This is a genomic window from Roseivirga echinicomitans, assembly GCF_001592935.1.
Lineage (GTDB): Bacteria > Bacteroidota > Bacteroidia > Cytophagales > Cyclobacteriaceae > Roseivirga > Roseivirga echinicomitans.
The window spans coordinates 27,841-51,836 of the sequence record NZ_LRDB01000004.1 but is presented as its reverse complement, the minus strand read 5'-3'; the positions used below and the strand labels follow the sequence as shown (position 1 = coordinate 51,836).

The window sequence follows — 23,996 nt, the reverse complement described above, 5'->3', positions numbered from 1 at the left end:
CTTATGAAAATCAAAGTTTTAATAGCGCTTCTGGTCATTTCCGTTTCGGGAATGGCACAGAGCCGCAAGATTGATGTGGAATCCAAAGTGGTTACCACACATGAGGTAATCATCAAAGGGAAGCGTGTGCCCTACTCTGCTACTGTAGGCACCCAACCCGTTTGGGATAATAATGGAGATCCAATTGCGACTCTATTTTACACCTATTATGAAAGAACGGATGTCAAAGACAAAGACAGCCGCCCATTAGTAATTTCATTCAATGGTGGCCCTGGCTCTGCTTCTGTATGGATGCATTTGGCTTATACTGGCCCTCGTATTCTAAAAATAGATGATGAAGGTTACCCTATTCAACCATATGGTGTAAAAGATAACCCGAACTCGATTTTAGATGTAGCGGATATTATTTTCGTGAACCCAGTAAACACTGGCTATTCTAGAATCACTGATCCGAAAGCGAGTAAATCCACTTTCTTTGGTGTGAGACAAGACATCGCCTATTTATCTGAATGGGTAAATACTTTTGTAACTCGTGCCAATCGTTGGAGCTCACCCAAATATTTAATTGGTGAAAGCTACGGAACCACTCGTGTTGCTGGAATGGCTTATGAGCTTCAGAACAATCAGTGGATGTACCTGAACGGTGTTATTTTAGTATCACCAACTGATATGGGAATCGATAGAAGTGGCCCAGTGGAGGTAGCCAATAGATTGCCATATTTTGCCGCCACGGCTTGGTACCATAAGCAGCTTCCTTCTGATTTACAAAGCAAGGATTTGTTAGAGGTTTTGGATGAAGTTGAAAGCTACGCCATTAACAAGTTCATCCCTGTGATGGCCAAAGGCGCATGGGCAACTGAATCTGAAAAGAATGAGGCCATCAAAATGTTTGCACGTTATTCTGGATTAGAGGAAGAAATCATCAGACAGCATAACCTTGACGTACCTTATAACTTCTTTTGGAAGGATTTACTCCGCCATGAAGGACATACCGTTGGTCGTTTAGATTCACGCTATAAAGGTATTGATAGAATGGATGCAGGTATGGGGCCAGATTTTAATGCTGAGCTTACTTCTTGGTTACATTCATTTACACCCGCCATCAATCAATATTTCATGAATGAGTTGGGTTACAAAACTGACATCAAATACAACATGTTCGGCCCAGTAAACCCTTGGGATCGTTCAGGTGATAACTCTGCCGAAAGCCTGCGCAAAGCGCTGGCCATGAATCCTTACTTAAAAGTAATGACGCAAAGTGGCTACTATGATGGTGCTACTACTTACTTCAATGCCAAGTACAATATGTGGCAGACCGACCCAAGTGGTAAACTAAAAGACAGAATGAGTTTCAAAGGTTACCGCAGTGGCCATATGATGTATTTAAGGGCTGAGGATTTGGCCAAGTCGAATGAGGACATCAGAGAGTTCATAAAGAACTCAATACCACCTGCAGGCACGCCAGCGAAGTATTAATCGTATTTAAATCTTTATTAAAAGGGCGAATAATAGATTATTCGCCCTTTTTTAATACGGTCTGAATAGAATGAACATGCCTAATCTTTGTGCTATTAAGCTGTATTCAATTATTAACCACTCCATTCATAAAGTCGACTTTGGGATTGATTGGGTTGCCAGCCATTCGCCTGAGTGTTACCACTTGGCCAATGTGCCATAGTGCATCCTCCATTGGTCCGTTTAGTCCATTCCAAAATGGTAGTTTTTGCCCATTTCCGCCTGGATATTGAGACACCAAATTATAACGTTCAAAATCTTCATCGCGGCTCATTTTGAGTAAAGCACTTGCGGTCTGAATAAACGACAACACCTTCTTTCTTTTCTCTTCAAAAGTAAGGTCTTTCATTTCAATTGGAAAAGTAGTGGGTTGCTCCATTACCGCATTGGTAAACATTAATACCAAAGTGTAAACATGGTCAATTGTTTCACCAATTGTTCTTGACTCCTCTCCTGCCCTAAAACTCAAATTTTCTTCTGTAAGCCCCTGTGTAGCCCAATAAAACCTGAAACCAAGCCCATCGGACATGCGTCCCATTAATGTTCCTGAAGTGAAAATCTTTGCTGCAGGAGGTATTTCCCTAAAGGGAAGAATATCTTGGGCATTTACTAAGCCAGCAAATGATAACATAAAAAGGAAGAAGAAGATGCTTTTACGATTGGCCATGATTTAATAATATTCAATAATCGGACTAAGATAAGAAGAATGAATAACCATTACTTTTCCCGAGCAAATAAGTGATTATCCAAAACAGCTTTTTATCTTTCTAAAGTAATATGCAAGTCATCCAAACCCAACAGTTATCATTGCAGCAAAAAGAAAGGATAATGGCCTTGTGGAATGCGGAATATCCAGCCTCGTTGAATTATAACACTATCGCTGAGTTTGATGAGTTTCTCAACAACATAGAGCAACTAAAGCATTACATTCTTTGGCATCAAAATGAAACCATTATTGGTTGGCTTTCTGTTTTCATCCGCAATGAAGAAATCTGGTTTTCGGTCATCTTAGATAGTAATTTTCAAAAGCAGGGATTGGGAAAACAACTCCTCAACTTAGTGAAACACGACTTTGAAACCCTTAATGGCTGGGTGATAGACAATGACACCAGTAAAAAATCAGATGGTTCACTGTATGCAGTACCCCTGCCTTTCTACCTGAAAAATGGTTTCAATGTACTCAGTGATGTTCGTTTGGAAACCGAAAAGCTTTCAGCCGTGAAAATCAGATGGGTGGCTAACATAAAATCATAAACCTTTGAAAAGGTACGTTTTTGGAAAGACACCATACTTTCTAAGCACCATAAACTTCATTAATCCTGACGAAGCGCTTCGACAGGGTTTATTTTACTGGCCTTAATCCCTGGATAAATCAATGCCAGTGCGGCAAGTGAAGCCATTAGAATTACAGTAAGAATTATGTGCTCTGCTCCAAGTGTTACTCTATATTGATAACCTGCTAGCCATTCCCCAGAAAAATAAAAAGACAAGGGCACAGAGACCAAAATTGAAGCAAGGCAAACCCAGGCAATTGGTTTTCCTATTTGTGCCAAAATTTGTTTCATTCCGGCTCCTATCGCCTTTCTTATGCCTATTTCTTTGCGCTTCTGATCAGCATAAAAATAAGTCAACCCAAAAATCCCCATGGCTGAAACAAAGACCAAAAGCAAAGTAGCCCATTGATAAAATGCCCCTTTCTGATAATCTTGTCGGTAAGCATTGTCTATAGATTCTTCCACAAGGTTATAAGTCAGCAAATAGCCAGGGAAAAACTCATCCCATTTCTTCTCCAATGCCGTAGTCAATTGACCATCATTAGATTCGGTTCTTAAAGTGAGGTTGAAATACCCACCTAGTTCATTGGTCAAAAGCACCATAGGCTCTATCATTTGATGCATAGTTGCATAATGGTAATCGGCTACCACTCCGCTAATGGTATACTCCATGGTGGTATCGCGCATGGAATACATCATTTTTTGTCCCAATACTTCGTCATTAGATGAAAAACCCAAAGCTTTGACTGCTCTCTCATTGAGTAGAAGCTTTCTTCCCTTTTCATCAACATTCTCCCCTACCAAAACGAGCATTTGATTCGTCTCAATAAAATCTGGGTCAATTAGATTTACGTTGAGCAAGTGGTTTTCCTGTGCAGTATCTTTTCTTATGGAGAAGTTGGCCTTACTTTGCCACCCAAAAACGGGAGCGGTTGAAAGACTCGCTTTCTTCACTCCTGCAATTCCTTCAAAAGCTGTTTTAATTGTTCTTGCCTGATCGTAACCAGAAACTTGGTTTAGTGTAATCGTCATCAGGTTATCTTGCTCATAGCCCAAATCCAAGGTTTCCATATAGGTCAGCTGATTCGAAATTACGCTAGCACTAAAAATAAAGAAGCCAGCCAAAGTAAACTGAAGGCCAATCAGGAACGTACGTATGTTGCTTTGCCCCTTGGTTTTATAATTTGAAACAACAGAATAACTGTTCCAACGACTCATTAACAATGAAGCTGCCACGGTAATCGTCCAGAAAATCAAAAATAGCCCAGCCATCAACCACCAAAGGTTATCAGCCGAGAACCAACCATTGGCCAAGGTTAGGTTTGTGTATTGCTCTAACTCGCTTAAAGCCAGCGAAATCATTATTCCACTCAATGCAAAGGCAGGTAAAAGCACAATCATCGATTCGTATGCCTGCTGCTTAATTTTCGAAGCCCATGTAATCCCCAATACTTGCTTGATAGAAAGCTCTTTTGACCTTTGAATAACCAAGGCCGTTTGCATATTAAAGAAATTAATAAGCGTTGAAATGATGATAAATAGGGCAAGAATGGCTATAACCCAAAGCGTATTCTTGTCATGCTTTTGCCCCAAGTCAAACTCCAATCCTCGATGGTAATGCATACCAGAATAGACTTCAGCTTCATGTACTACGATATCAAGCAGGTCTCCTATGTGCTCCTTGTAAAATTCATTTAGTTTTTCATTCAGCTCTTCAGCATCAATACTCCCATCTGTCACCAAAAAAGTATTCAGGCCAGGTACAATAGAGCCATAGCTCTTATTGCTAAAAGGTTCAATAATTGTAAAATCGGCTAAGATATTAGGGCGAAAAGAAACATTGGTGGGGTAATCCTTAAAAACCCCCACAACTGTCAAGCCCTTTGTCCCATAATTTCCTTGAGAAGAAATTACTTTATTGATAGGATCAGTTGTACCGAATAGCCTTTCACTTGTGCTTTCATTGATCAAAATGTCACTTTCTTCTTTGGGATACTGCCCAGCAACCAGCTCGGTGGTAAAAGAGCTATAATAGCCCTTATCTACAAAAGAAGTGTTTTCATTATTGAAAATTTTATCTCCAATAGTCAATGTTAAGTCTTGATAACGTAGTCGAACCCTGTCTGTGATTTCAGGAATTACCTCTGACAAATTATCGCCACTCATTACGGAAGTGGAAGCAAAATGTCGTTTCCCATCTCGCATGTTCAAACCTGTTGATAATCTGTAAATATCGTTCCCTCGCTGATGATAGCCATCATAGGAAACATCATGAAGTAGAATTGAGGAAAGTAAAATGGCCCCAGTAAGGCCTACGGCAAAGCCCAAAAAGTTAATTAAGCTGGGGATTTTGAATCGTGATACGGATCGAAGAGCAAAACGAAAGTGAGTAGACAACATAGCAATCTGATTTGAAACTAAAGTATTAGGTTTATATCAGAAAAACAACTATCTAATTAGTTTATATTAGTTCCCGAGATGCCTTACCTACTGTTTGAGACTCTTGAGGTAATCATTAATTTGAGAAGCACTGACTCTTTTAATAACGATTCGTTTATCCTTGTCGAGCAAATAAAGGGATGGATAAGATTGGATATTATAATCACGTAGGACATCGAGTGTACCATTGACATTCATCAAATTTACCCAGTTTGGCTTTGTATTGTTCATAAGCAGTCCTTTCCAAGCCGTTTTATCACCTTCCCTAAAAACGGTCACTACTTTAAAAGATGGCATTTCAGTTTCTTCAAACTTAGAAAATTCTTCCAATGTCTTTTCGCAAGGAATACAGTCGGTTTGCATAAAGGCGAGCACCGTCCAGTCTGCTATTTGGGTATAAAGTGACTGATTTGCACCATTGACATCTGGAAGTTCGAAATCCACAGCTAGTCCGCCACAGAGGTTATTTCTCAAGTTATCGGCACTATTTTTTAACTTCGACAGTCCTTCTTCATCCATCCAAATGGCCTTTCCTTTCAAATAGTAAGTGTCAATCAAATGCAAATAAACTTCATCTTGACAAATCACTTTGGCTTTCGCAAACTTATTCAAAAGCGTAATTAATGTGTACTTAAAATACTCCTCATTAGCACTCGTTCCTTTTAACAGATAATCGACTGCAGCAATCAGTGAGTCAGGTTGCTGTACAGTTAACTGATCTAGATAAGCCATCATTTTTGGATGATAGACTGGAGAGTACAATAGGTCGCTTTTCGAAAAATCAATATTATCGAAGTAATGGTTTTTATAATCGTAAAATTGATAGGCATCAGCTTCATCCTCAGATAAGTCCCCAGGTGCTTCTTTGGGCTCATACTCCATGGATGACGCAATCAACTGGGCCAAATAACTTTCTGGGTATTTTTCAATGAACTCTTTTCGTTTCTCTACCCCCTTTTGCTCCATATCCATTCCCATAGTGGCTTTTTGGGCATCACTTAGTTCAGTATTGGCCTCTAGTTTCTGGAAATCATTTTGTCGCTCGTTATTGTATTTTAGGTACTCATAAAGCTTTGCATTTTCCTCAGACGCAATCACTTCCATCGCACCAATGACATCGTCTTTGTTTGTTTTCATCATCACTCTGGGCTCCTTGGCAACGAACTCAAAGTAATTGTTATCTGGAAACACCAGCATGCACAAACCAACATGAAGCGTGTCGATTTTAAAATTCACCAAACCACCTTCTTGAGAAAGCGACTCCTGCTTGATGTACTGTTTATCGCCTAAATAATACGCCAAACGCATATTTTCACCAGCAGGCAAACCCTCGATGGTAAAGCTATAATCGGCATTATAAATCTCTTGAGCTGAAGTTTTAGAAGGAATTCCGAGTACAAAGACTAGAATGAGGAGTTTCAAAATACGCATGCGGAAAGATAATTGATTTTAGGTTTTCAAAGGAATTGAATTGGAGATAATATGGGTCACTCCTACGGAGCTTAACTATCTATACCTGTTTGTAGATTACAAACAGGCCGTCCCGCTGGGACTTTATTTCAAGCATACAGCAAATCAAAACCTTACTTGAGCGACACGAAAAAGCAGCCTTTCTCAACCTAACTTGATTGCTGAATATCAATAACCCCAGCGGGGTGAACTGTTTGTAAAAACCTTAGCTATAAAATCAATAAGCCCCAGCGGGGCGAACTGTTTATATCTATACTGTTAACCTCCCCTTTTACACAACTGCTGAAACTCGCAATATTCACAACGTTTTAGATCATCGGTTTGAGCGAATGGAACTGTTGGATTGTAAATTTCGCGTACTAGATTTTGAAGCTTTTCTTCAAACATAGCAATGGCCTCAGCAGGAATGGCTTGGCCATCTCGGAGCCACTGCGTGCCTTCGCTCAACTTACGCATACTCGTAATACCCACTTTTACAGGTAAATCAAAATGACTTTTTGTGAGCACCGCATAGAGGTAGCCCTGAAAACCAGATTTGTACTTTGGGTCATCAAAATACTTCTCCATATAGGCCTCTGGATCTTTAAACATCAGCGCCTTGCCAACAAATTCCACCTTTCCCGTTTTATAATCTGTAATGCGTAACTCCCTTCCCTTTTCATCCATTCGGTCTATCGTACCGCTGACCCTGGCTTTGCCAATTCCATCAATAGCGACAAGGGTTTCAAATTCTTCTGCTTCCAGACCAATCACTTTGAAAGGAGCTTCTTGGGCATCTAAATCCAGTACTTTTTGAATCATCTGCTCCATCACCTGTTTGGTGACCAAATCTCTACCCGACAGTTGTTGATTTTCTTGAATGATCTTGTTTCGTTCTAAAGAGTCAATCAGCTGCTTTTCGACCAAGCCTTTGAGCAAACGGATTTGCTCTGCACCAATCTCCCTGTCCAGCCAAGGTTTGTATAAAAACTCCAACACCTCATGCACTACAATTCCAAGATTTCGTGCATCAATGTCTTCATCCAAATCATCCAATTCTCTAAAGCTGGCTACGTTTTTTAGGTAGAACTTTAGCGGACAGGTAATGTAATTGGTAAGGGAAGTGGGCGATAAGAACTTACCCTCCTCTGTGCCCTGCAAAAAGCGACTCAGTAGTTTATTTACTTCTGGCCCTTTTGGAATTGAAATCTCATTCGAATTGATGGCTTTAGGAACAAGCCCTTCATATGATTTCTCTAGAATACTATAATGATCAAGCTTCTTATACCGCTTTAGTTGCTGTAAAATGAAACGGCTTCTCTCCCCTGTCGAATCGCCTTGTGTAGTGTTATCATAAACAAAATGCACCTCTTCTGCCCGCTGTAACAATCGCTTGAAGTGATAGGCATAAATGGCGTCTTGCTCTTCGAAGGTGGGCAACTGAAATACCTTTCTTAAGCCGTAAGGAATGTAAGAATTTGAGTTTCTGGCGGTCGGAAGCTTTCCTTCGTTGGCCGAAACCACAATGATGTGTTTGAAGTCCAAGGTTCTGGTTTCTAGGAAACCCATCACCTGAACACCTTGCACTGGCTCGCCCTCAAAAGGTATTTTAACCGCCCTGAAATGCTCCTGAATAATTTTCTTGATCAACCTTAAGGAAAAGGTTTCTTTCTGCCTTAGGTAGTCGTTCAACTGATTGAGCGACTTCAGGAAAAAATAGATAAACTCACGGTCAGTTAGTCCACTGTCTTTTTCTTTAAAATCATAGAATGCGGCTGTGAGGTAAGTCCTTAAGGCCAAAGCAACACCTTCCCATTCTTTCCCCGCTTTGAGCAAGGCTTGCAACTGACTGGACTTCACTTTTTCAAGCAATTCGTTCAAGCCAATTTTGGTTTTCTTTTCCCGCACAAACCATTCGTTCAATTGCTGATAAATGCCTTCATGAAAAAGCGCAGTGTAGGCATTAGAAAGAAAAGGTCGAAGGTCATAAGTATGAAAAACCAAACCCTGGTCGGTGGTTTGTGCCTTTCGCATCAATTCCAAATAGCACAGCACAAAATCGAAAACAATGGTAGACCTCATCGGATAACCCATTGTTACATTGACTTTATGGTCGTGCAGCGGCATGGCATAGAGAAAGGGCACCAACAGCTTTTCATCGGCCAATACAATGGCAGTCTCTTCTGGCTTGGCTCCTTGGTGAATGAGTTCTCCAGCCAACTTTGCCGCCAAATGCGCCTGCGCCATATTTTGAGGCACAGCATGCACATGTACCGTTTTGGGCTCACTTAAAGAATCGGCATCGAACCAAATACTGTCGGGCCACTTGGTTCCGTATTCCCTCATAAAGTCGCCTGCCTCTTCTTTCTTCTCGACCATGAAGTAGTTATCGGTATCCCAATAGAGTTGTGCTCTTTTGGCTTTGACCAAGGCATCAAAAATCACCTCTTCCGATTTGGAAAGGGCATTGAAACCGCAAAAATGATAATAATCGAAAGGATGCTCAAAGTGATCTTGACTGAGTACCGAAGCCAAATTTCGGTACAACATACCGCCATAAGCCTTTTCTTCTTTCAGTAATTCACCTTGAAAATCTTCATACACCGCACCAACCTCTTTCCAGATTTTCAAAAACTCAGTGAGCAGTTTCGTCTTATCTTGCTTTTCCGTCAGGGTTCTAAAACGGGCAATGATCTCTCTGAATTCGTCATTATAGCCGAAAACATGATCAATTTCTTTAATGTTCTGTAAGTCAGAATAGATCTGTTTGGCGTTCGCCAAGTAGCGATCTATCTCGTCATAATCCTTCAGAATCACTTTTCCCCAAGCGTAGAAAGCATCAAATTCTAAATCTCTATCTCGCTTTTGGTAAATCTTGAAAAGATGGAAAAGCAAAGTGAGTTCGTCCGTAATGGACAAGCCCGTCATGCGTTGCACGAAATCTTCAATACTGAAAATGGTGGGCAGCATAAAGTCATGATGACCGTATTTTTGAAGCAAAGCACGCTTGAAGAAAACGCCTCCACGTTTGGTAGGAAACACAAAGCAATGGCCTTTCAATTGTTGCAAGTCGCTTTCCTGAATCTGTTCTACAATAAGTTGGTGGAAGATTTTCATGATAAAGCTACCTCCTTCACTATCACTGGTTCAACATAAATTAAATGACCGGAGACTTGCTCAAAACCAAGGGCTTTCATTGCGTTCATATAACGTTTTACTTGTTCTTGATGGGCTGGGCTTTCCTTTTCCTTTTTATAATCGATTATCACAGCCTCTTTTCCCTTAATCAGTAGCCTATCTGGTTTATGGGCTTTGCCCTCGAACCAAATTTCTCTTTCATTGAAAACTTCATAGTCATCAGAAAACCAGATACTGATTTTTGGATCCTCAAAAAGTCTGAGGATTCGATCTTTCACCAACGCTATTGCATTATGATCCAACTCTCCAGCTTGCAAGAACTGCCTTAAAACCATTTCTAAATCTTCTTTTACCCGAATGGCAGACAATACTTCGTGCACCTGATTCCCCAAACTAATGTTCTGGGCTTCTTCGGTTTCTTGCAGCATGAAAAACCGTTCTGAATCATTGCGGATCGTCAGCTGATTGAGGAAGGAAACTTGCGGATAAATGCTGATCGCTACGGATGCGCCTATTTCTTCTCCACTTCCTATTTTCTGACCATCAGTACCCAAACTGAACTGTGTATAAGCTGATTCCTCTTTAGAAAGCAATCCAATTTCAGGAAGTAAATCCAGTAGAAACTCATGGATTTTAGAACTTCCAATTCTCTTGGGTAATGGCGCTGCTAAATAGAGTTTCTCTCTGGGGCGCGTAAAAGCCACATAGGTTTTATTGAGAATATCCAGTGCGCTTTCAGCGGCTTCGGTATAATAGTCATCTTGAAAATGAGATTTGAGCAGTGTGCCTTTACTGAAATCGAGCGGAATGTATTGAAGAGATTGGTATTGCTCAGGGATATTCTTTGTCCAAAACTGGTGCATTGTTGGGTTGGGCAGAATGTCCCAACTGGCAAATGGAATGAAGATAATGGGTGATTCCAGTCCTTTGGATTTATGGATCGAAAGAATGCGAACTGCATTCGTCTTCTCACTTGTGGCTACCGTTTGATTATCCCCTTCCTTTTCCCACCATTCCAAAAAGGTATTGATAGAGTTAGCACCTCGTTGCGACTGCTCAAGAATAACATCCAATAGCTGTTGAAGATAAACATCCGACTTCTTTTCGATATCGAAGATCAGCAACAATTCACTCACCAAGTCAAAAAGTGCATACTGCTTTATTTCATATTGTCTGGTCAGGAATTCTTGAGGGAAACCCGCTTCTTCCAAAGTCATTCGTTCTCCTTTTCCGCGCAGCATTACCGCTTGCTCTGGAATGTCATTCAACCTAAAGAAAAGACTGATAAGGTTGAGCATCAGCACTTCGTCTTTGCCGGATTGTAGGTAGCGGAGCAAATCCAGCACAAACAAAACCGATTCGCTCTGTTGAAGCTTAAGCGATTCACCATTGATAAATGGAATTTTTTCACTCAGAAAAGCAGTGGCAATATCTGAAATTTCCTTGTTACGATTCACCAAAATAAGTATATCGCTCAGTGAAAATCCCTTTTCTTGGTTTTCTCTAATCTGAATTAAAAGGTCATTTATCGACTGTGCCTGCCATTTTTCATCCTCACCATCGGAGGAATAATAACGCATTTGCACATAGCCACCCTCTCCCCCTTGTATTTGTTGCTCGTGGTTTTCATAAGCTTGGGTAAACAAAGTGGTATCGTACAAAACCTCGTTTTTACCGAAAGCTTCTGGCAGTTTCCCAAACAAAGCGTTGTTGAAGGTGACAATACTGCTTAAACTTCTCCAGTTGTCATTCAACACCTGATCGGCTTCCTTAGGATAAAAAGCCCCCAATTCCTCCTTCACTTGAGAGAGTAACAAACGCATATTCCCGCCCCTAAAACGGTAAATGGATTGCTTAACATCTCCTACAATCAGCACTTCATTGTCTTCTGATAGGGCGTTAATGATCAAAGGTTTTAAGTTGCTCCACTGAAAATTGGAGGTGTCCTGAAACTCATCAATCATAATATGCTTGTAGAAGCTACCGAGCTTTTCAAAGATGAAAGGTGCATCAGCTTGTTCCAGAATGTCTTTGAGAATGATGTTCGTATCCGAAATGAGCATCACATTGTGCTCATCACGGTATTCTTTCAAATACCTATTCAGCTCTTCTAACAAACCAAAAGCATAGACATTTTTCAGAATGGCTTTGGCTGTGTTGTAGTCAAATAATTTGTTTTCAATCAAGTCAAGTGCTTCCGTTCCCAACTGGTTCAGCAAGTTTTCTCCCAGTTCATTGGCCTGATCAAAGTTCGAACTCTTTTTTGCTCCCCATGGCATATCACCATTGAGTGTTTGTAAAAAGCGCTTTTTCTCATCAATATCCGTTTGAATTTTTAGCATGGCGTTAAAAGCAGCCATGGCTCCACTTCCAGCATAATGAAAATCAGCTATTGCCAAACCGTTTTTCTCAAGGGCATCTAAGGCCTGATTCCCTATTGACTTGTATACGGACTCAAAAGACTTGATATCAGACCTGAGCGATTCAATGATCGCTTTCAGTTCATCAAAACTAAGATTCAGTCCACTGAAACCATCTTGGAAAGACTCTCTGAAGAGGTTACCGCCAAGTTTTTCGATCTGCTGATCAACGTTCCATGACTTATCGCTTTCGATTTGCTCTTTGGCATATTGAGTAAGCCATTGCCGTACTTCTTTATTATCGTCCAAGCTTTTGAAAAGCTCATTCATGGCTTCTTGCAAGGCCATGGAGGTATTCATTTCCACTTCGTAACTGAGCGGTAAATCTAATTCTCTGGCGAAGGACTTGAGCACCCTAGAAAAGAAACTGTCGATGGTGGACACTTCAAACCGACCGTAATTATGAATGATCAGATCATAGGCTTCTTCGGCCCTTTGTTGAATGTTGAGTGGAGTGAGTTCTGCGGCCAGTTCTGTGGCTAATATTTTGAACAACTGCGTTTCCTTCCCCGCCCCCATATCTTCCAGAGATTTGAGAATACGGGTTTTCATTTCTTCCGTAGCCTTGTTGGTGAAAGTGATGGCCAAGATATGCTTAAAGTCTTGTGGCCTTTTAATCAGCAACTTGACATATTCCTTTACGAGCGTAAAGGTTTTACCCGAACCTGCGGAAGATTTATAAACCGTTAATGCCAAAATAATAAGTTTTCAGTCCAATGCTGAAATTAAAGAAAGGCTTTGATTTGGTAAGGAAGTCTAGCGAAAAAGTTTCAAAGAACCTCTTCTGGTTTCTTCAAAGCTTACACCATTTAAGGCACCCGCATAGAAAATAATATAGCTATACTGCCCATCTAGAACCTTCTTTCCTTTATATCTTCCATCCCAACCTTCGGTGATGTCTTCGGTTGAGAATATTATTTCTCCCCATTTATTAAATATTTGCATACTGTATTGAAGATTACAATCAGTGACAGGTTTAAACTCATCATTAAAATCGTCATTATTAGGGCTGAAGGCATTTGGAATGAAAATTTTGGGGAAGCGCTCTTCCACATCAAAATCCATTACTGTTTCGCAACCGTTGGCATCTCTAATGGTCAGTGAGTAAGCGCCTTGAGAGAAATCGCTTCCTTCTTGCGAATCCTGTGTTGGTTTATTGCTCCAATAGAATTGATAGTCTGGCGTACCCCCTATGGCTTCAATGTAGGTTGTTCCGTTTGTGGCTTGAGGGCAAATTGGAGAATTAAGAAAAGACTCCAAGAAAGGCTCTAAAGCTGGTGGTTCTGTTATTGTATATACACTTGAGGTTTTACAGCCATTGGCATCCGTGACTGTCACGGCATAACCGCCCGCAGGTAAATCCGTGATCATAGCTGTATTATAAGTTTTGTCGAAATTAGCCCCTACCACATTAATTGAATACAGACCTTGGGAGTTAGGAGTTCCACCAGTAATCTCTAAGGTGATACTTCCATTGCTTTCCTGAAAACACCTTACTGGTAAAACTGCACTATCGGAAATGGTCAATTGCGCTGGTTCTATTATCGTGTAGGTTTCAATAATTTCACAACCCGCAGCATCTGTGATAGTAGCTTCATAATTACCAGCCGTTAGTCCAGCAATAGAAAGCCCTGTCATTCCATTGTCCCAAATAGCGGTATAGTCCCCTGGTTTACCACCTCTCACCGTCAGTTCAATGACCCCATCGGTTAAGCCAAAACAAGAAATATTAGTGATACTGGCTACTGGCTTAATTTCTGAGTAAACCACCACGTTTAGGTATTCTGAATAACCATTACAATCTGGCACTAAGGGGTTTGATTCTAAAAATCTAATTCTCTTACCAGTCCCCACTCCATCCCACTTTACTTTTACTTCGTTTCCTGTATTTATTCCATTTACAAAAGTCCCTCCCTCTACTTCCCAAGTGTATACTGCACCATTAGTTTGAGGAGTAGAATAAGTGACCTCTTGATAATCCGTATAGCAAACATCGGCAGGACCAACTGGCAATGGAGGAGTAAGTTCTTTATTGATTTTCACTGGAATTTCTAGTGTATCACCAATACAGCCAAGAGCGTTTCGAGGTATTACTTGTAAAAATGCATTGTCATTTGATGTCCCCCAAGAAACTTGAACCTTATCGGTTCCCTGTCCGCTTGTTATCTGCCCATCACCAGTAGATACAATCCATTCATAGGTATTTCCTTCAGCACCTACTACAGAATAATCTATAAATTGAACATCTGGGCAAACCGACTGTGGGCCTATGATTTCAGTGGCCTCCACTTCTAAAATAGTAACCTGCTTAGTAAAAACTTCTGAGTTACCACAGCTACCCTCCCCATTAGAAGCAATTACTCTGATGACATAGTCATCGGGCTCCGTATAGGTATGGTTTACTTCTTTTCCCGTGGCAGTTGTGCCATCCCCGAAATGCCAATCGAAGACCGTATAAAGAGGGTCTTCACCCGGTACGGTTTCAAACTGAATTTTAAAATCAATAGCTGAATTCAAACAGCCTTCATCGGCAATAATATTGAGATTGGCATCTGCTAACAAAAGTTGCGCATTGAGATTTTCAAGGCTGGCTCCGGCTGAATAACCAAAAGATTCCACATCTCCATAACCATAAACATAAGCGATTACGCCTTCAGGGGCGGTCAATCTATGATTGCCTTGAGAAATATTCAAAGATGCATAAGCTGCATCGCCTTCAGTTTTGAATTGATTTGTTATATCAACTCCATCCAAAACCACATCTTTAACGGCATCACTCGCAGTTATAAGTGTAAGATAATAACGATCAATGTTTTGAACTACGAAGGCATTAAAGGTTACTGACTTAATCCTTTGTTCCAAAGGACTAACAATGATCATAAAAGGATCACCTGGAACATTGTCGCACTCTTGACTTCGGCTAAACTGGGCCACCGTAATGGGTTTATCTGCCGAAATAGTTCTCACTCCATCAAGTGGACTAAAAATTTTTACCTCCCCCGCCTGAAGGATAAGTGTTTGAGACATCTTGGAAATCACCACTCTCGTATCATTTTCAGAAGCGATGATCTTTACATAATCTCCCCCTTTCCGTGTCTCATAGGGTACAAAAAGAAAATTCTTCCCCCAAGTGGAAACCGGAAACATTTGCTCATACAAGTGATCTCTAGCCGGCCCACAGCCCCCCACATTGGTAAATACATTCCCTCCAAAAACAGCAATATTCTTACAGTCGGAGGTGTTTTGACTTACTGTACGCACATAAGAGCCACTTAAATCTTCATTCGATTTAACTTGATAGGTTTCGCCAGCGTTCAATACAATGACCTGAGGAACACCTTTTAACCAACCATTATAGGTATTGCCTGTGGGCGTTATTTCGATCTCAGTATTGTCCTCAGAAGCCACCACCAAGAATTCCGACTCTCTAGAACTAGGTTCTATATCACCCGGAGGCTCCATATGCGCCACCACATAATATTCATTCCCCAAGGCTGGAGTAGGTAATATTACAGCCGCATCTGCGCTATATTGCTTTTTATTCAATGCATATAATGAAATGGGATTATCAGAAGTGACATGAATGCCGAAGCCAAATTTACCTTCCGCTAAAGGCATAAGGTTTAAAGGGAGCACTACTTTTTTAGAAACCCCAGGGGCTACTGTAACGGATATATTAAGAGTGCCTTTTGGCGTCAAAATAGATACTGCTGCGGTTTTTTCTGTACTGATATAGATTTCAATACTAGTTGTTGGCTCTACAAGGTTCTCCATAAAACCAAACCAGAAATCTCTGCCCTCAGTAGTTACTTGGGCATTTGCCGATAAGGCAATAGATAGTAGTCCAAAAAAAGTTAGGATTAGGCTCCTCAGCGTTAACTTTTTCAATATAAGTAGTCTTAAAGGCTATAAATATGGCGTTTTTTCCTCGCATTCCTCCGCTGTCATGTGACATTATTCTATAAAAAAGGATTAACGAAAAAGCTTGAAGGAGCCTCTTCTTGTTTCTTCGAAACCAACTCCGTTTACCAATCCAGCATAAAAAACGACATAACTATACTGCCCGTCTTGTACCTTTTCTCCTTTAAAGCTTCCGTCCCAACCCGAGCCTTTTCCTTCCTTAGAAAATATTATTTCGCCCCAACGATTAAAAACTTGCATGCTATAGGCTAGATCGCAGTCCGTTATTGGTTCAAACACATCGTTAACGCCATCATTGTTAGGACTAAAAGCGTTTGGAATGAAAATTTTAGGCAATCGCTCCACCACATCAAAGTCCATCATAGTTTCGCAGCCATTGGCGTCTACAATTCTTAGATTATATGTCCCCTTGGAAAAGTTAGTACCTTCTTGCGTGTTTACCGATGGTTGGTTACTCCAATAGAATTGGTAATCTGGTATACCTCCCTTGGCTTCAATAAAAGTCATTCCATCAGATGCCTGCGGACATATCGGCTCATTGATAAATGATTCGAGAAGCGGTGCTAAGGCAGGCGGTTCGGCTACAGTATATTGTCTGGAAGTTTGGCAACCTCTACTGTCTGTTACAGTAATAGTAAAGTCACCAGCAGGAAGATTTGTAGCCATATTTGTATTAAATGTCTCATTGAAATGCTCACCAATCACTTGTAAAGTGTAGTTACCTTGGGCATTAGGAGTTCCTCCAAGTATATCAAGTGTAATGCTTCCGTTGTTTTCTTGAAAGCATCTCACAGGTAATATTTCAGAATTTGCAATGGTCAACAGAGCTGGTTCCACAATGGTGTAGGACACCACCAACTGACAGCCAGCGGCATCGGTAATCGTGGCCTCGTAATCACCTGCAGCCAAGCCGGAAATTGATAGCCCTGTATCTCCATTATCCCATATCACATCATAAGTCCCAGGTCTTCCCCCAGAAATCATAAGCTCAATTGAGCCATCTAAGCGCCCACTACATGAAATATCTGTTATGGTTGGGCTTGCTTTGAGTTCAGGATAGATGGTTACATTTAGTGGAGCAGATACACCAGCACAGTCGTCAATCAAAGGATTTGATTCCATATACCAAACCTGTCCTGCACCAAGTCTATCCCAGATAACACTTACTTCATTACCTACATTACTTCCGTTTACAAAATGACCTCCATCGATGTACCATTCATAAATGGATCCGTTGGTTTGTGGAGTGTAATAAATAATCCCTTCTGCCGTATTTACACAAGCTTGACTGGCAAAAATAACGTTTGACTCAGGTATTGCGGGTTCAAGCACATTATTGATATTTACTGCATAGGTAATTGCATCTCCTTTACAGCCTAAATTATTATAGGGGGTTACCTTAAGGAAGGCATCTGGGTTTGTCATCCCCCAATCCACCAAAACCTTATCTCCTGAAGGGGAATCGACTGTGAACGAACTTCCATTGCTGATTTCCCATTGATACGTATTCCCCTCCCCACCTTGAACAGAATATTCTACATCCTCTACTTCAGGACATACCGATTGAGGGCCAACTACTAATTCTACATCAACATTTCTAATGATTACATGCTTGGAAAAAGTCTCTGACGAACCACAGCCTGCCTCTCCGTTTGAGGCGATTAAAGTCACATCATAGGTACCTGGGTTTGTATAGGTATGAATTGGGTTTTCACCCGTAACTACAGATCCATCTCCAAAATGCCAATCAAAAATATTATACCGAGTCACTCTACTCGATTGGTTTTGAACTTCAAAACTAAAATCAATCTCTGAGTTGACACAGCCTTCTTCATCGATAAGGGCAATGGTGGCATCATTCAAAATCAACTCTGCTTTAATCTTGTCCAAACTAGTTCCAGCCGAGTAGCCAAAAGACTCCTTATCACCATAACCATAAACATAGGCAATCACACCATTCGGAGCAATTAGGGTGTGGTTCCCTTGAGCTATACGCAACGAGGCAAAAGCCACATCGCCAAAGGGTACAAACTTATTTGTAATATCCTGATCATCTAATTTTATGTTTTTTACATTCTTAATTTCAGCCACAAGTGTTAGGTAATAATCACTTATATACTCGACTTCAAATGCATTAAAAGTAATCGATTTTATACTCTGTTCTAATGGACTCAAAACAATCATAAAAGGATCTGCATGCAAGTCTTCAATACCATCACATTCCTGGCTTCTACTAAACTGGGCCACACTAATAGGTTTGTTGGCAGAAATTATCCTAATGCGCTCTAGGGCTTTATTTGTGTAAACTTCACCTGCATTTAATTTTATAGTATTTTGAAATGATATAGCAATTTCGGTATCATCCTGAGCAGCTATTATTTTGATCATATCCCCCCCTCTCCTTGTCTCATAGGGAACAAACAGAAATTTCTTTCCCCAGGTATCGACCGGAAACATTTGCTCATAGAGATGGTCATGAAATTGCCCGCATCCTCCAAGATTGGTGAATTTATTCCCTCCAAAAACCGCAATATTCTTACAGGCTCCTGCGCTCTCCCCTTTTGTTCTGATATAAGTCCCACTCAGGTCCTTTTCTGATTTTATTTGATAAGTTTGCCCCCTGTTCAGGGTAATTGTGCGAGGCACTCCTTTTTTAAAATTCCCCCAAGAATCCACTGAGGTTGTAACTTCCACTTCCGTTCCATCTTCGGTAGCCACAATCAATAATTCAGACTCTAAGTCAAATCCCGTCCCATCACCTGGCGGCTCTCTATGGGCAAAAACATAATATTCACTTCCCAATGCTGGAGTTGGTAGGATAACTGCCGCATCAGCACTATGCTCTTTCTTATTCAATGCATATACTGAAATTGCTTGATCAGAGGTAATATGGATGCCAAAATCAAATAAATCTTCATCCCTTGGCATGTATTCCAAGGGAATTTCAATACGGGTTGAAGCAGACGGAACTACGGTGACGGATTTTGTGAATGCTTTGAGGGGTATCGCCACAGTTACTTTAGTGGTCTCATTTGAACTGATATATATTTCGATTCCGCTGGTCTGGTCTAAAACATTTTCCATAAAGCCAAACCAGAAGTCAGTACCTTCTGTAGTCACTTGGCCGCTTGCTGAAAAAGCGAGACAGACAAACCCAAAAAAAGTTAGAAATAAGCTCCTCAATTTAATTCTTCCTTTAGCAGTAATCTCTTATATGAACTTTAAATATGCCTCTTTTTATGAGATAAGTTTAAATTAAGACCTGAAAAACATCCAATCAAGTAACACACTACCTAAGTTAGGGTTATCGATTACGTAAAAAAAAACGTGAGATGAATAATTAAACTTGGCCTTTCCATTTGCATCTTGATCATTTAATCAATTGTTTTGAGCAAAATTTAGAAAATGGAACTCAAAGCTAAACTCCTCGAAATATTTCCAACCCAACAAGTGTCTGCCTCTTTCAAGAAAAGAGAGTTTGTCGTAGAGTTTGCTGAAAACCCACAATATCCTGAGTATGTGAAGTTTGAAGCCATTCAAGACAAATGTGATCTTTTGGACAGCTTCAAACCTAACCAAACTGTAAACGTGAGTTTCAACCTAAAAGGAAGAAAATGGACGGACGCGCAAGGACAGGTGAAATATTTCAACTCTTTGCAAGCTTGGAGAATTACGCCAGAATCTGCTGGTCAAAGCGCTGCACCACAGTCGAGCGGGAATACACCTCCTCCACCCTCGGCCAATGATGAGCCAGATTGGTTAAACAGCGATAGTTCAGACGATTTACCATTCTAATATGAAGTTCGATGTGATTGTTATTGGAGGAGGTATTGTAGGCTTAGCTACTGCCTATCAAACTTTGAAGAAAAGGCCAAACCTCAAACTCCTTCTACTTGAAAAAGAAGGAGCGCTAGCCGCACATCAAACAGGTAATAATAGTGGTGTAATTCACTCCGGCTTATACTATAAGCCGGGGAGTTTAAAAGCTACCAACTGCATCAATGGCTACCATATGCTGATTGATTTTTGCGATCAAGAAAGTATTCCCTACGACCTATGTGGGAAGATTGTGGTTGCCACCGATGACTTTCAAAAACCCCTATTAGAAAACCTCTATCAACGTGGTTTACAAAACGGATTGGATAAGATTTCTAGAATCTCTGTTGAGGAGATGAATGAAATTGAACCGCATGTAAAAGGAATTGCTGCCTTAAATGTTCCCTACACTGGCATTGTTGATTACAAACTAGTGGCCGAAAAGTACGGTGAGAAAATCATAGCATTAGGTGGAGAAATTAGGTTGAATGCCAAAGTAACGGGGATCTCCGATCAAGGTCAATATTCGAATGTTTCTACTGATGACAGTTCATTTGAGGCCAAACTGGTGATCAATTGCTGCGGATTGTATTCTGATAAAATAGCCAGAAAAACCTCTGAAGATGTGGACTTGAAAATCATCCCTTTTAGGGGTGAGTATTTTAAGCTGAAGCCAGAAAAAGAGTACTTAGTAAAGCATTTGATTTACCCCGTTCCCGATCCAAACTTCCCTTTCCTAGGCGTTCATTTCACCAGAATGATGAAAGGCGGAATTGAAGCGGGACCTAATGCTGTTTTGGCTTTTAGGCGCGAGGGATACAAGAAATCTCAAATTCATTTGGGTGAATTGGCCGAGTCACTCATGTGGCCAGGCTTCCAAAAAGTAGCCATGAAATATTGGAAAACAGGTTTTGGCGAAATGTACCGTTCTTTTAGCAAAGCTGCATTTACCAAAGCTTTACAGAAATTGATTCCAGAAATTCAATCTGATGACTTAATCGATGGTGGTGCGGGTGTTCGCGCACAAGCCTGTGACAGAACTGGCGGTTTATTAGATGACTTCTCGATCATAGAAACTAAAAAGGCCATCAATGTGTGTAATGCACCATCTCCAGCAGCTACCTCGTCTCTATCCATTGGTGATTCTATTTCAGACTTGGCTTTAAAGCGCTTTGACTGAATAGATCGAAAACTCAAAGTTAATTGAGAATCAATGAGTTCATTATCTCAATAATGAACTCACCGATAATCAAAACTTTAATTGAATGACAACAACTCAACTGAATTCGCATTACTTTTGTAGCAAAGTAAAAGAATCAATATGAGAACTCCCGTTGTCAAATTCAATACAAAAGACAGACCCGAGTTTGTTACCGAACTGAGAAAAAACGTAAACGGGTATTTTAAAGAGAACAACATTTCTAAGCAGGCCAACACCACCATGGTGGTAAAAACTGCTTTCATGGTTTGTCTATACTTCATTCCCCTCGCCATATTACTTTCTGGCACCATTAATAGCTTTTGGCCTATGATGGGCCTCTGGTTTTTGATGAGTATGGGCATGTCTGGCATTGGCTTATCGGTAATGCACGATGCCAATCACGGGGCTTATTCCAACAAGAAAAGTGTCAATCAAATTTTCGGTTTTTTGGTCAACTTTTTAGGCGCATACCATATTAACTGGAAAATTCAGCACAATGTACTCCACCACTCTTTCACCAATGTAGAAGGTTTTGATGAGGACTTTGAGAATCCAGTCATGCGTTTATCGCCTAGTCAGCCACGCAAAAAAGGATATAAATTTCAGGCGTTCTATGCCCCGTTTGTTTACGGACTGCTCACATTGAACTGGCTTTTTAGCAAAGATTTTAAGCAACTCATTGATTATAACAAAAAGAACCTATTGGTAGGCCAAGGGCTTACTTTACGAAAAGCCATTTGGAGGCTGACCGTCAATAAAATAGGTTACATCGCACTCACAGTAGTTTTACCGCTCATTATTGTAGACTTACCTTGGTGGCAGGTAATGCTTGGTTTCTTAATGATGCAGTTTATTTCAGGACTTATCCTAGCACTCATTTTCCAACCTGCACATGTCATTGAAGAAACTGATTTCTTTCTTCCAAATGCAGAAGGAAGTATGGAGAATAACTGGGCGATTCATCAGTTAAGAACGACCGCCAATTTTGCCAATGGCAGCCGTTGGTTTTCTTGGTATGTAGGTGGACTGAACTTCCAAATTGAACACCATCTTTTCCCAAACATTTGCCATGTGCATTATAGGGCTATCTCAAAAATCGTAAAGGAAACGGCCGAGAAATACGACATCCCTTATTACCAACACAGGACGTTTTATGATGCTCTAAAAAGTCACTTTAGCTTATTGCATGACCTGGGAACAGGCAAATACGATCAGAAATTAGCGGAAGCCTAAATCCTTAATTCACCTGCTTCTTTGAAGGTTCATTATTAACCAAGTGAATCCAAATATGCCCATTATCATTATAAAAACACTTATTAACGCTCCTATTCAAAGGTGTTTTGACTTATCAAGAAGCATTGATCTTCATCAAATCTCCACAGTTCAAACCAAGGAAAGAGCAATCGCAGGTAAAACTTCAGGGTTAATTGGGTTAAACGAAACGGTAACTTGGCGAGCAAAACACTTTGGCATTACTCAAAATCTGACTTCAAAAATAACTGCTGTCAATAGCCCAAATTACTTTGTTGATGAAATGGTAAGTGGAGCTTTCAAATCATTCAAGCATGAACATCATTTTGAAGTTATTAATGGCCAAACTCAAATGATAGATCAGTTTTATTACACTTCTCCCCTTCGCATTATTGGAAGACTCTTCGACAGCATTGTTTTAGAAAAATACATGTTCAAGCTTCTTGAAAAAAGAAACCAAGTCATCAAGGAGTTTGCAGAATCCAATAAATGGAAACAGGTGCTTTCTGTTTAACCTTTCTCTTTATTCAAAAACTCAAGGGCTCTGAGTTCTGAATAGGTGAACTCACTTTTAGCAAGCGTAAAACCTACATGCCCTCCCCTTTTTGGGGTTTCTAAATACAGGTTTGGCATTTCTTCTGCCAACTGATATGGGTAACAATCCCCTTCCAGTAATGGGTCGTTCAGTGCATTAATGAGTAAAATGGGCACTTCAATATTTTTAATGAAGGGATATGGGTCGCAGAACGCATAAAACTCCTTCGCATCCTTAAAACCGTGGATGGGTCCCGAATACAAGTTATCAAATTCCTTTAGCGTTTTCACAGTATCCATTCGGCTTACATCAATTTCAGGGAATTGAAGTGCTTTCTTCTTGATCTTCTCTCTAAGTTTTACTAGGAATTTCTGTTCATACACCTTGTTCACCCTAAGGTTTAAAGTTGCTGCACTTTCGATCAGAGAACAGGGCGCACTAATGGCCACCGCGCCTTTCACGTTTTTTGGCAATGGAAAATCTGATTCCCCCAAGTAACGTAAGGTCTGCCCGCCCCCCATGCTAATACCAACGAGGCTGATTTGATTGTAGCCGTGCTTCTGGTTGGCATGTTCAATGACAGTCCGTAAGTCGTAGCTGGCAGCATGGTGATAAAGAATCTTTTGGCGGTTCATTTCTCCACTACAGGTCCTGTTGTTCCAAGCCAAAATATCCCAAGCGTTCTCACCAAAAAGCTTTGCCAAGCCAGTTACGTAATGTCGTCCTGAATCTCCTTCCAGCCCGTGGCTCACGACCAATAATCGGTTATTTCCTTTTCGAATCCAGTCGATATCCAAAAAATCATCGTCTGGGGTTTCAATCCTTTCTCTTTCGTAAGTAACGCCAACTACCTTTCTTCTTATGCTCGGAATAATGGTTTCAAAATGGCCATTGAGGTAAAAGAATGGAGGGCCTTGGTATTTGGAAGGAAGTATGGGCATGTTACTTTACTGAATTTTTATTATCGAAAGGTTGAAAAATTCGATTCGCAAATATCTGCATTCCTAAACAAAAAGCCTTAAAACACTGATTCTAAT

At 40.6% G+C, this 23,996-nt stretch carries 14 protein-coding genes; 6 read left to right on the top strand and 8 right to left on the bottom strand.

Annotation, left to right across the window (positions count from 1 at the left end):
• The first annotated feature begins 3 nt into the window (after window positions 1–3).
• Window positions 4–1,476 carry a S10 family peptidase gene (locus AWN68_RS06315; RefSeq protein ID WP_068412915.1) on the top strand — a complete coding sequence of 491 codons (1,473 nt, stop codon included), beginning with the start codon at window positions 4–6 and terminating at the stop codon, window positions 1,474–1,476.
• A 106-nt stretch (window positions 1,477–1,582) separates the two neighbouring features.
• On the opposite strand, the gene AWN68_RS06310 is transcribed toward AWN68_RS06315, so the two are convergent.
• The gene (locus AWN68_RS06310) at window positions 1,583–2,182 is read right to left on the bottom strand and encodes a DinB family protein (RefSeq protein ID WP_068412913.1); all 600 of its coding nucleotides are present in this window, start codon (window positions 2,180–2,182) and stop codon (window positions 1,583–1,585) included.
• A gap of 110 nt (window positions 2,183–2,292) precedes the next feature.
• On the opposite strand from AWN68_RS06310, the gene AWN68_RS06305 reads away from it, so the two are divergent.
• A complete protein-coding gene (locus AWN68_RS06305) occupies window positions 2,293–2,769 on the top strand; it encodes a GNAT family N-acetyltransferase (RefSeq protein ID WP_068412910.1) in 477 nt (158 codons plus the stop codon).
• 59 nt (window positions 2,770–2,828) lie between these two features.
• Here AWN68_RS06305 and AWN68_RS06300 read toward each other — a convergent pair whose 3' ends face one another.
• The 6 genes from AWN68_RS06300 to AWN68_RS06275 all read right to left on the bottom strand — a co-directional run bounded on the left by AWN68_RS06300 (window position 2,829) and on the right by AWN68_RS06275 (window position 19,276).
• Window positions 2,829–5,189, bottom strand: coding sequence for an ABC transporter permease (locus AWN68_RS06300; protein ID WP_068412908.1), 2,361 nt, complete (start codon window positions 5,187–5,189; stop codon window positions 2,829–2,831).
• Window positions 5,190–5,276: 87 nt separating this feature from the next.
• The gene (locus tag AWN68_RS06295; RefSeq protein ID WP_068412906.1) at window positions 5,277–6,659 is read right to left on the bottom strand and encodes a DUF5106 domain-containing protein; all 1,383 of its coding nucleotides are present in this window, start codon (window positions 6,657–6,659) and stop codon (window positions 5,277–5,279) included.
• Window positions 6,660–6,956: 297 nt separating this feature from the next.
• Window positions 6,957–9,794, bottom strand: a complete 2,838-nt coding sequence (locus tag AWN68_RS06290) for a PD-(D/E)XK nuclease family protein (protein ID WP_068412904.1) — start codon at window positions 9,792–9,794, stop codon at window positions 6,957–6,959.
• Window positions 9,791–12,931: a UvrD-helicase domain-containing protein gene (locus AWN68_RS06285; RefSeq protein WP_068412901.1), complete on the bottom strand. Its 3,141-nt coding sequence runs from the start codon at window positions 12,929–12,931 to the stop codon at window positions 9,791–9,793. Before AWN68_RS06285 ends, AWN68_RS06290 begins: the two co-directional genes overlap by 4 nt.
• Window positions 12,932–12,991: 60 nt before the next feature.
• Window positions 12,992–16,123 (bottom strand): T9SS type B sorting domain-containing protein, encoded by a 3,132-nt coding sequence (locus tag AWN68_RS06280; protein WP_068412899.1) that lies wholly within the window; start codon window positions 16,121–16,123, stop codon window positions 12,992–12,994.
• Between the two features lie 84 nt (window positions 16,124–16,207).
• Entirely contained in the window at window positions 16,208–19,276 is a 3,069-nt protein-coding gene (locus AWN68_RS06275) for a T9SS type B sorting domain-containing protein (protein ID WP_084362781.1), read from the bottom strand.
• A gap of 285 nt (window positions 19,277–19,561) precedes the next feature.
• Here AWN68_RS06275 and AWN68_RS06265 point away from each other — a divergent pair, with 285 nt between their 5' ends.
• From AWN68_RS06265 to AWN68_RS06250, 4 genes are all read left to right on the top strand, one after another.
• On the top strand, window positions 19,562–19,951 hold the full coding sequence (locus tag AWN68_RS06265; protein ID WP_068412891.1) for a DUF3127 domain-containing protein: 390 nt from the start codon (window positions 19,562–19,564) through the stop codon (window positions 19,949–19,951).
• Between the two features lies 1 nt (window position 19,952).
• On the top strand, window positions 19,953–21,152 hold the full coding sequence (gene lhgO, locus AWN68_RS06260) for an L-2-hydroxyglutarate oxidase (RefSeq protein ID WP_068412888.1): 1,200 nt from the start codon (window positions 19,953–19,955) through the stop codon (window positions 21,150–21,152).
• Between the two features lie 141 nt (window positions 21,153–21,293).
• Window positions 21,294–22,406 carry a fatty acid desaturase family protein gene (locus AWN68_RS06255; protein ID WP_068412883.1) on the top strand — a complete coding sequence of 371 codons (1,113 nt, stop codon included), beginning with the start codon at window positions 21,294–21,296 and terminating at the stop codon, window positions 22,404–22,406.
• Between the two features lie 55 nt (window positions 22,407–22,461).
• A complete protein-coding gene (locus AWN68_RS06250) occupies window positions 22,462–22,938 on the top strand; it encodes an SRPBCC family protein (protein WP_068412880.1) in 477 nt (158 codons plus the stop codon).
• On the opposite strand, the gene AWN68_RS06245 is transcribed toward AWN68_RS06250, so the two are convergent.
• Complete coding sequence (locus AWN68_RS06245; RefSeq protein WP_068412878.1) at window positions 22,935–23,900, bottom strand: YheT family hydrolase; 966 nt, start codon at window positions 23,898–23,900, stop codon at window positions 22,935–22,937. The two genes, AWN68_RS06250 and AWN68_RS06245, sit on opposite strands and share 4 nt — an antisense overlap.
• Window positions 23,901–23,996 lie beyond the last annotated feature (96 nt).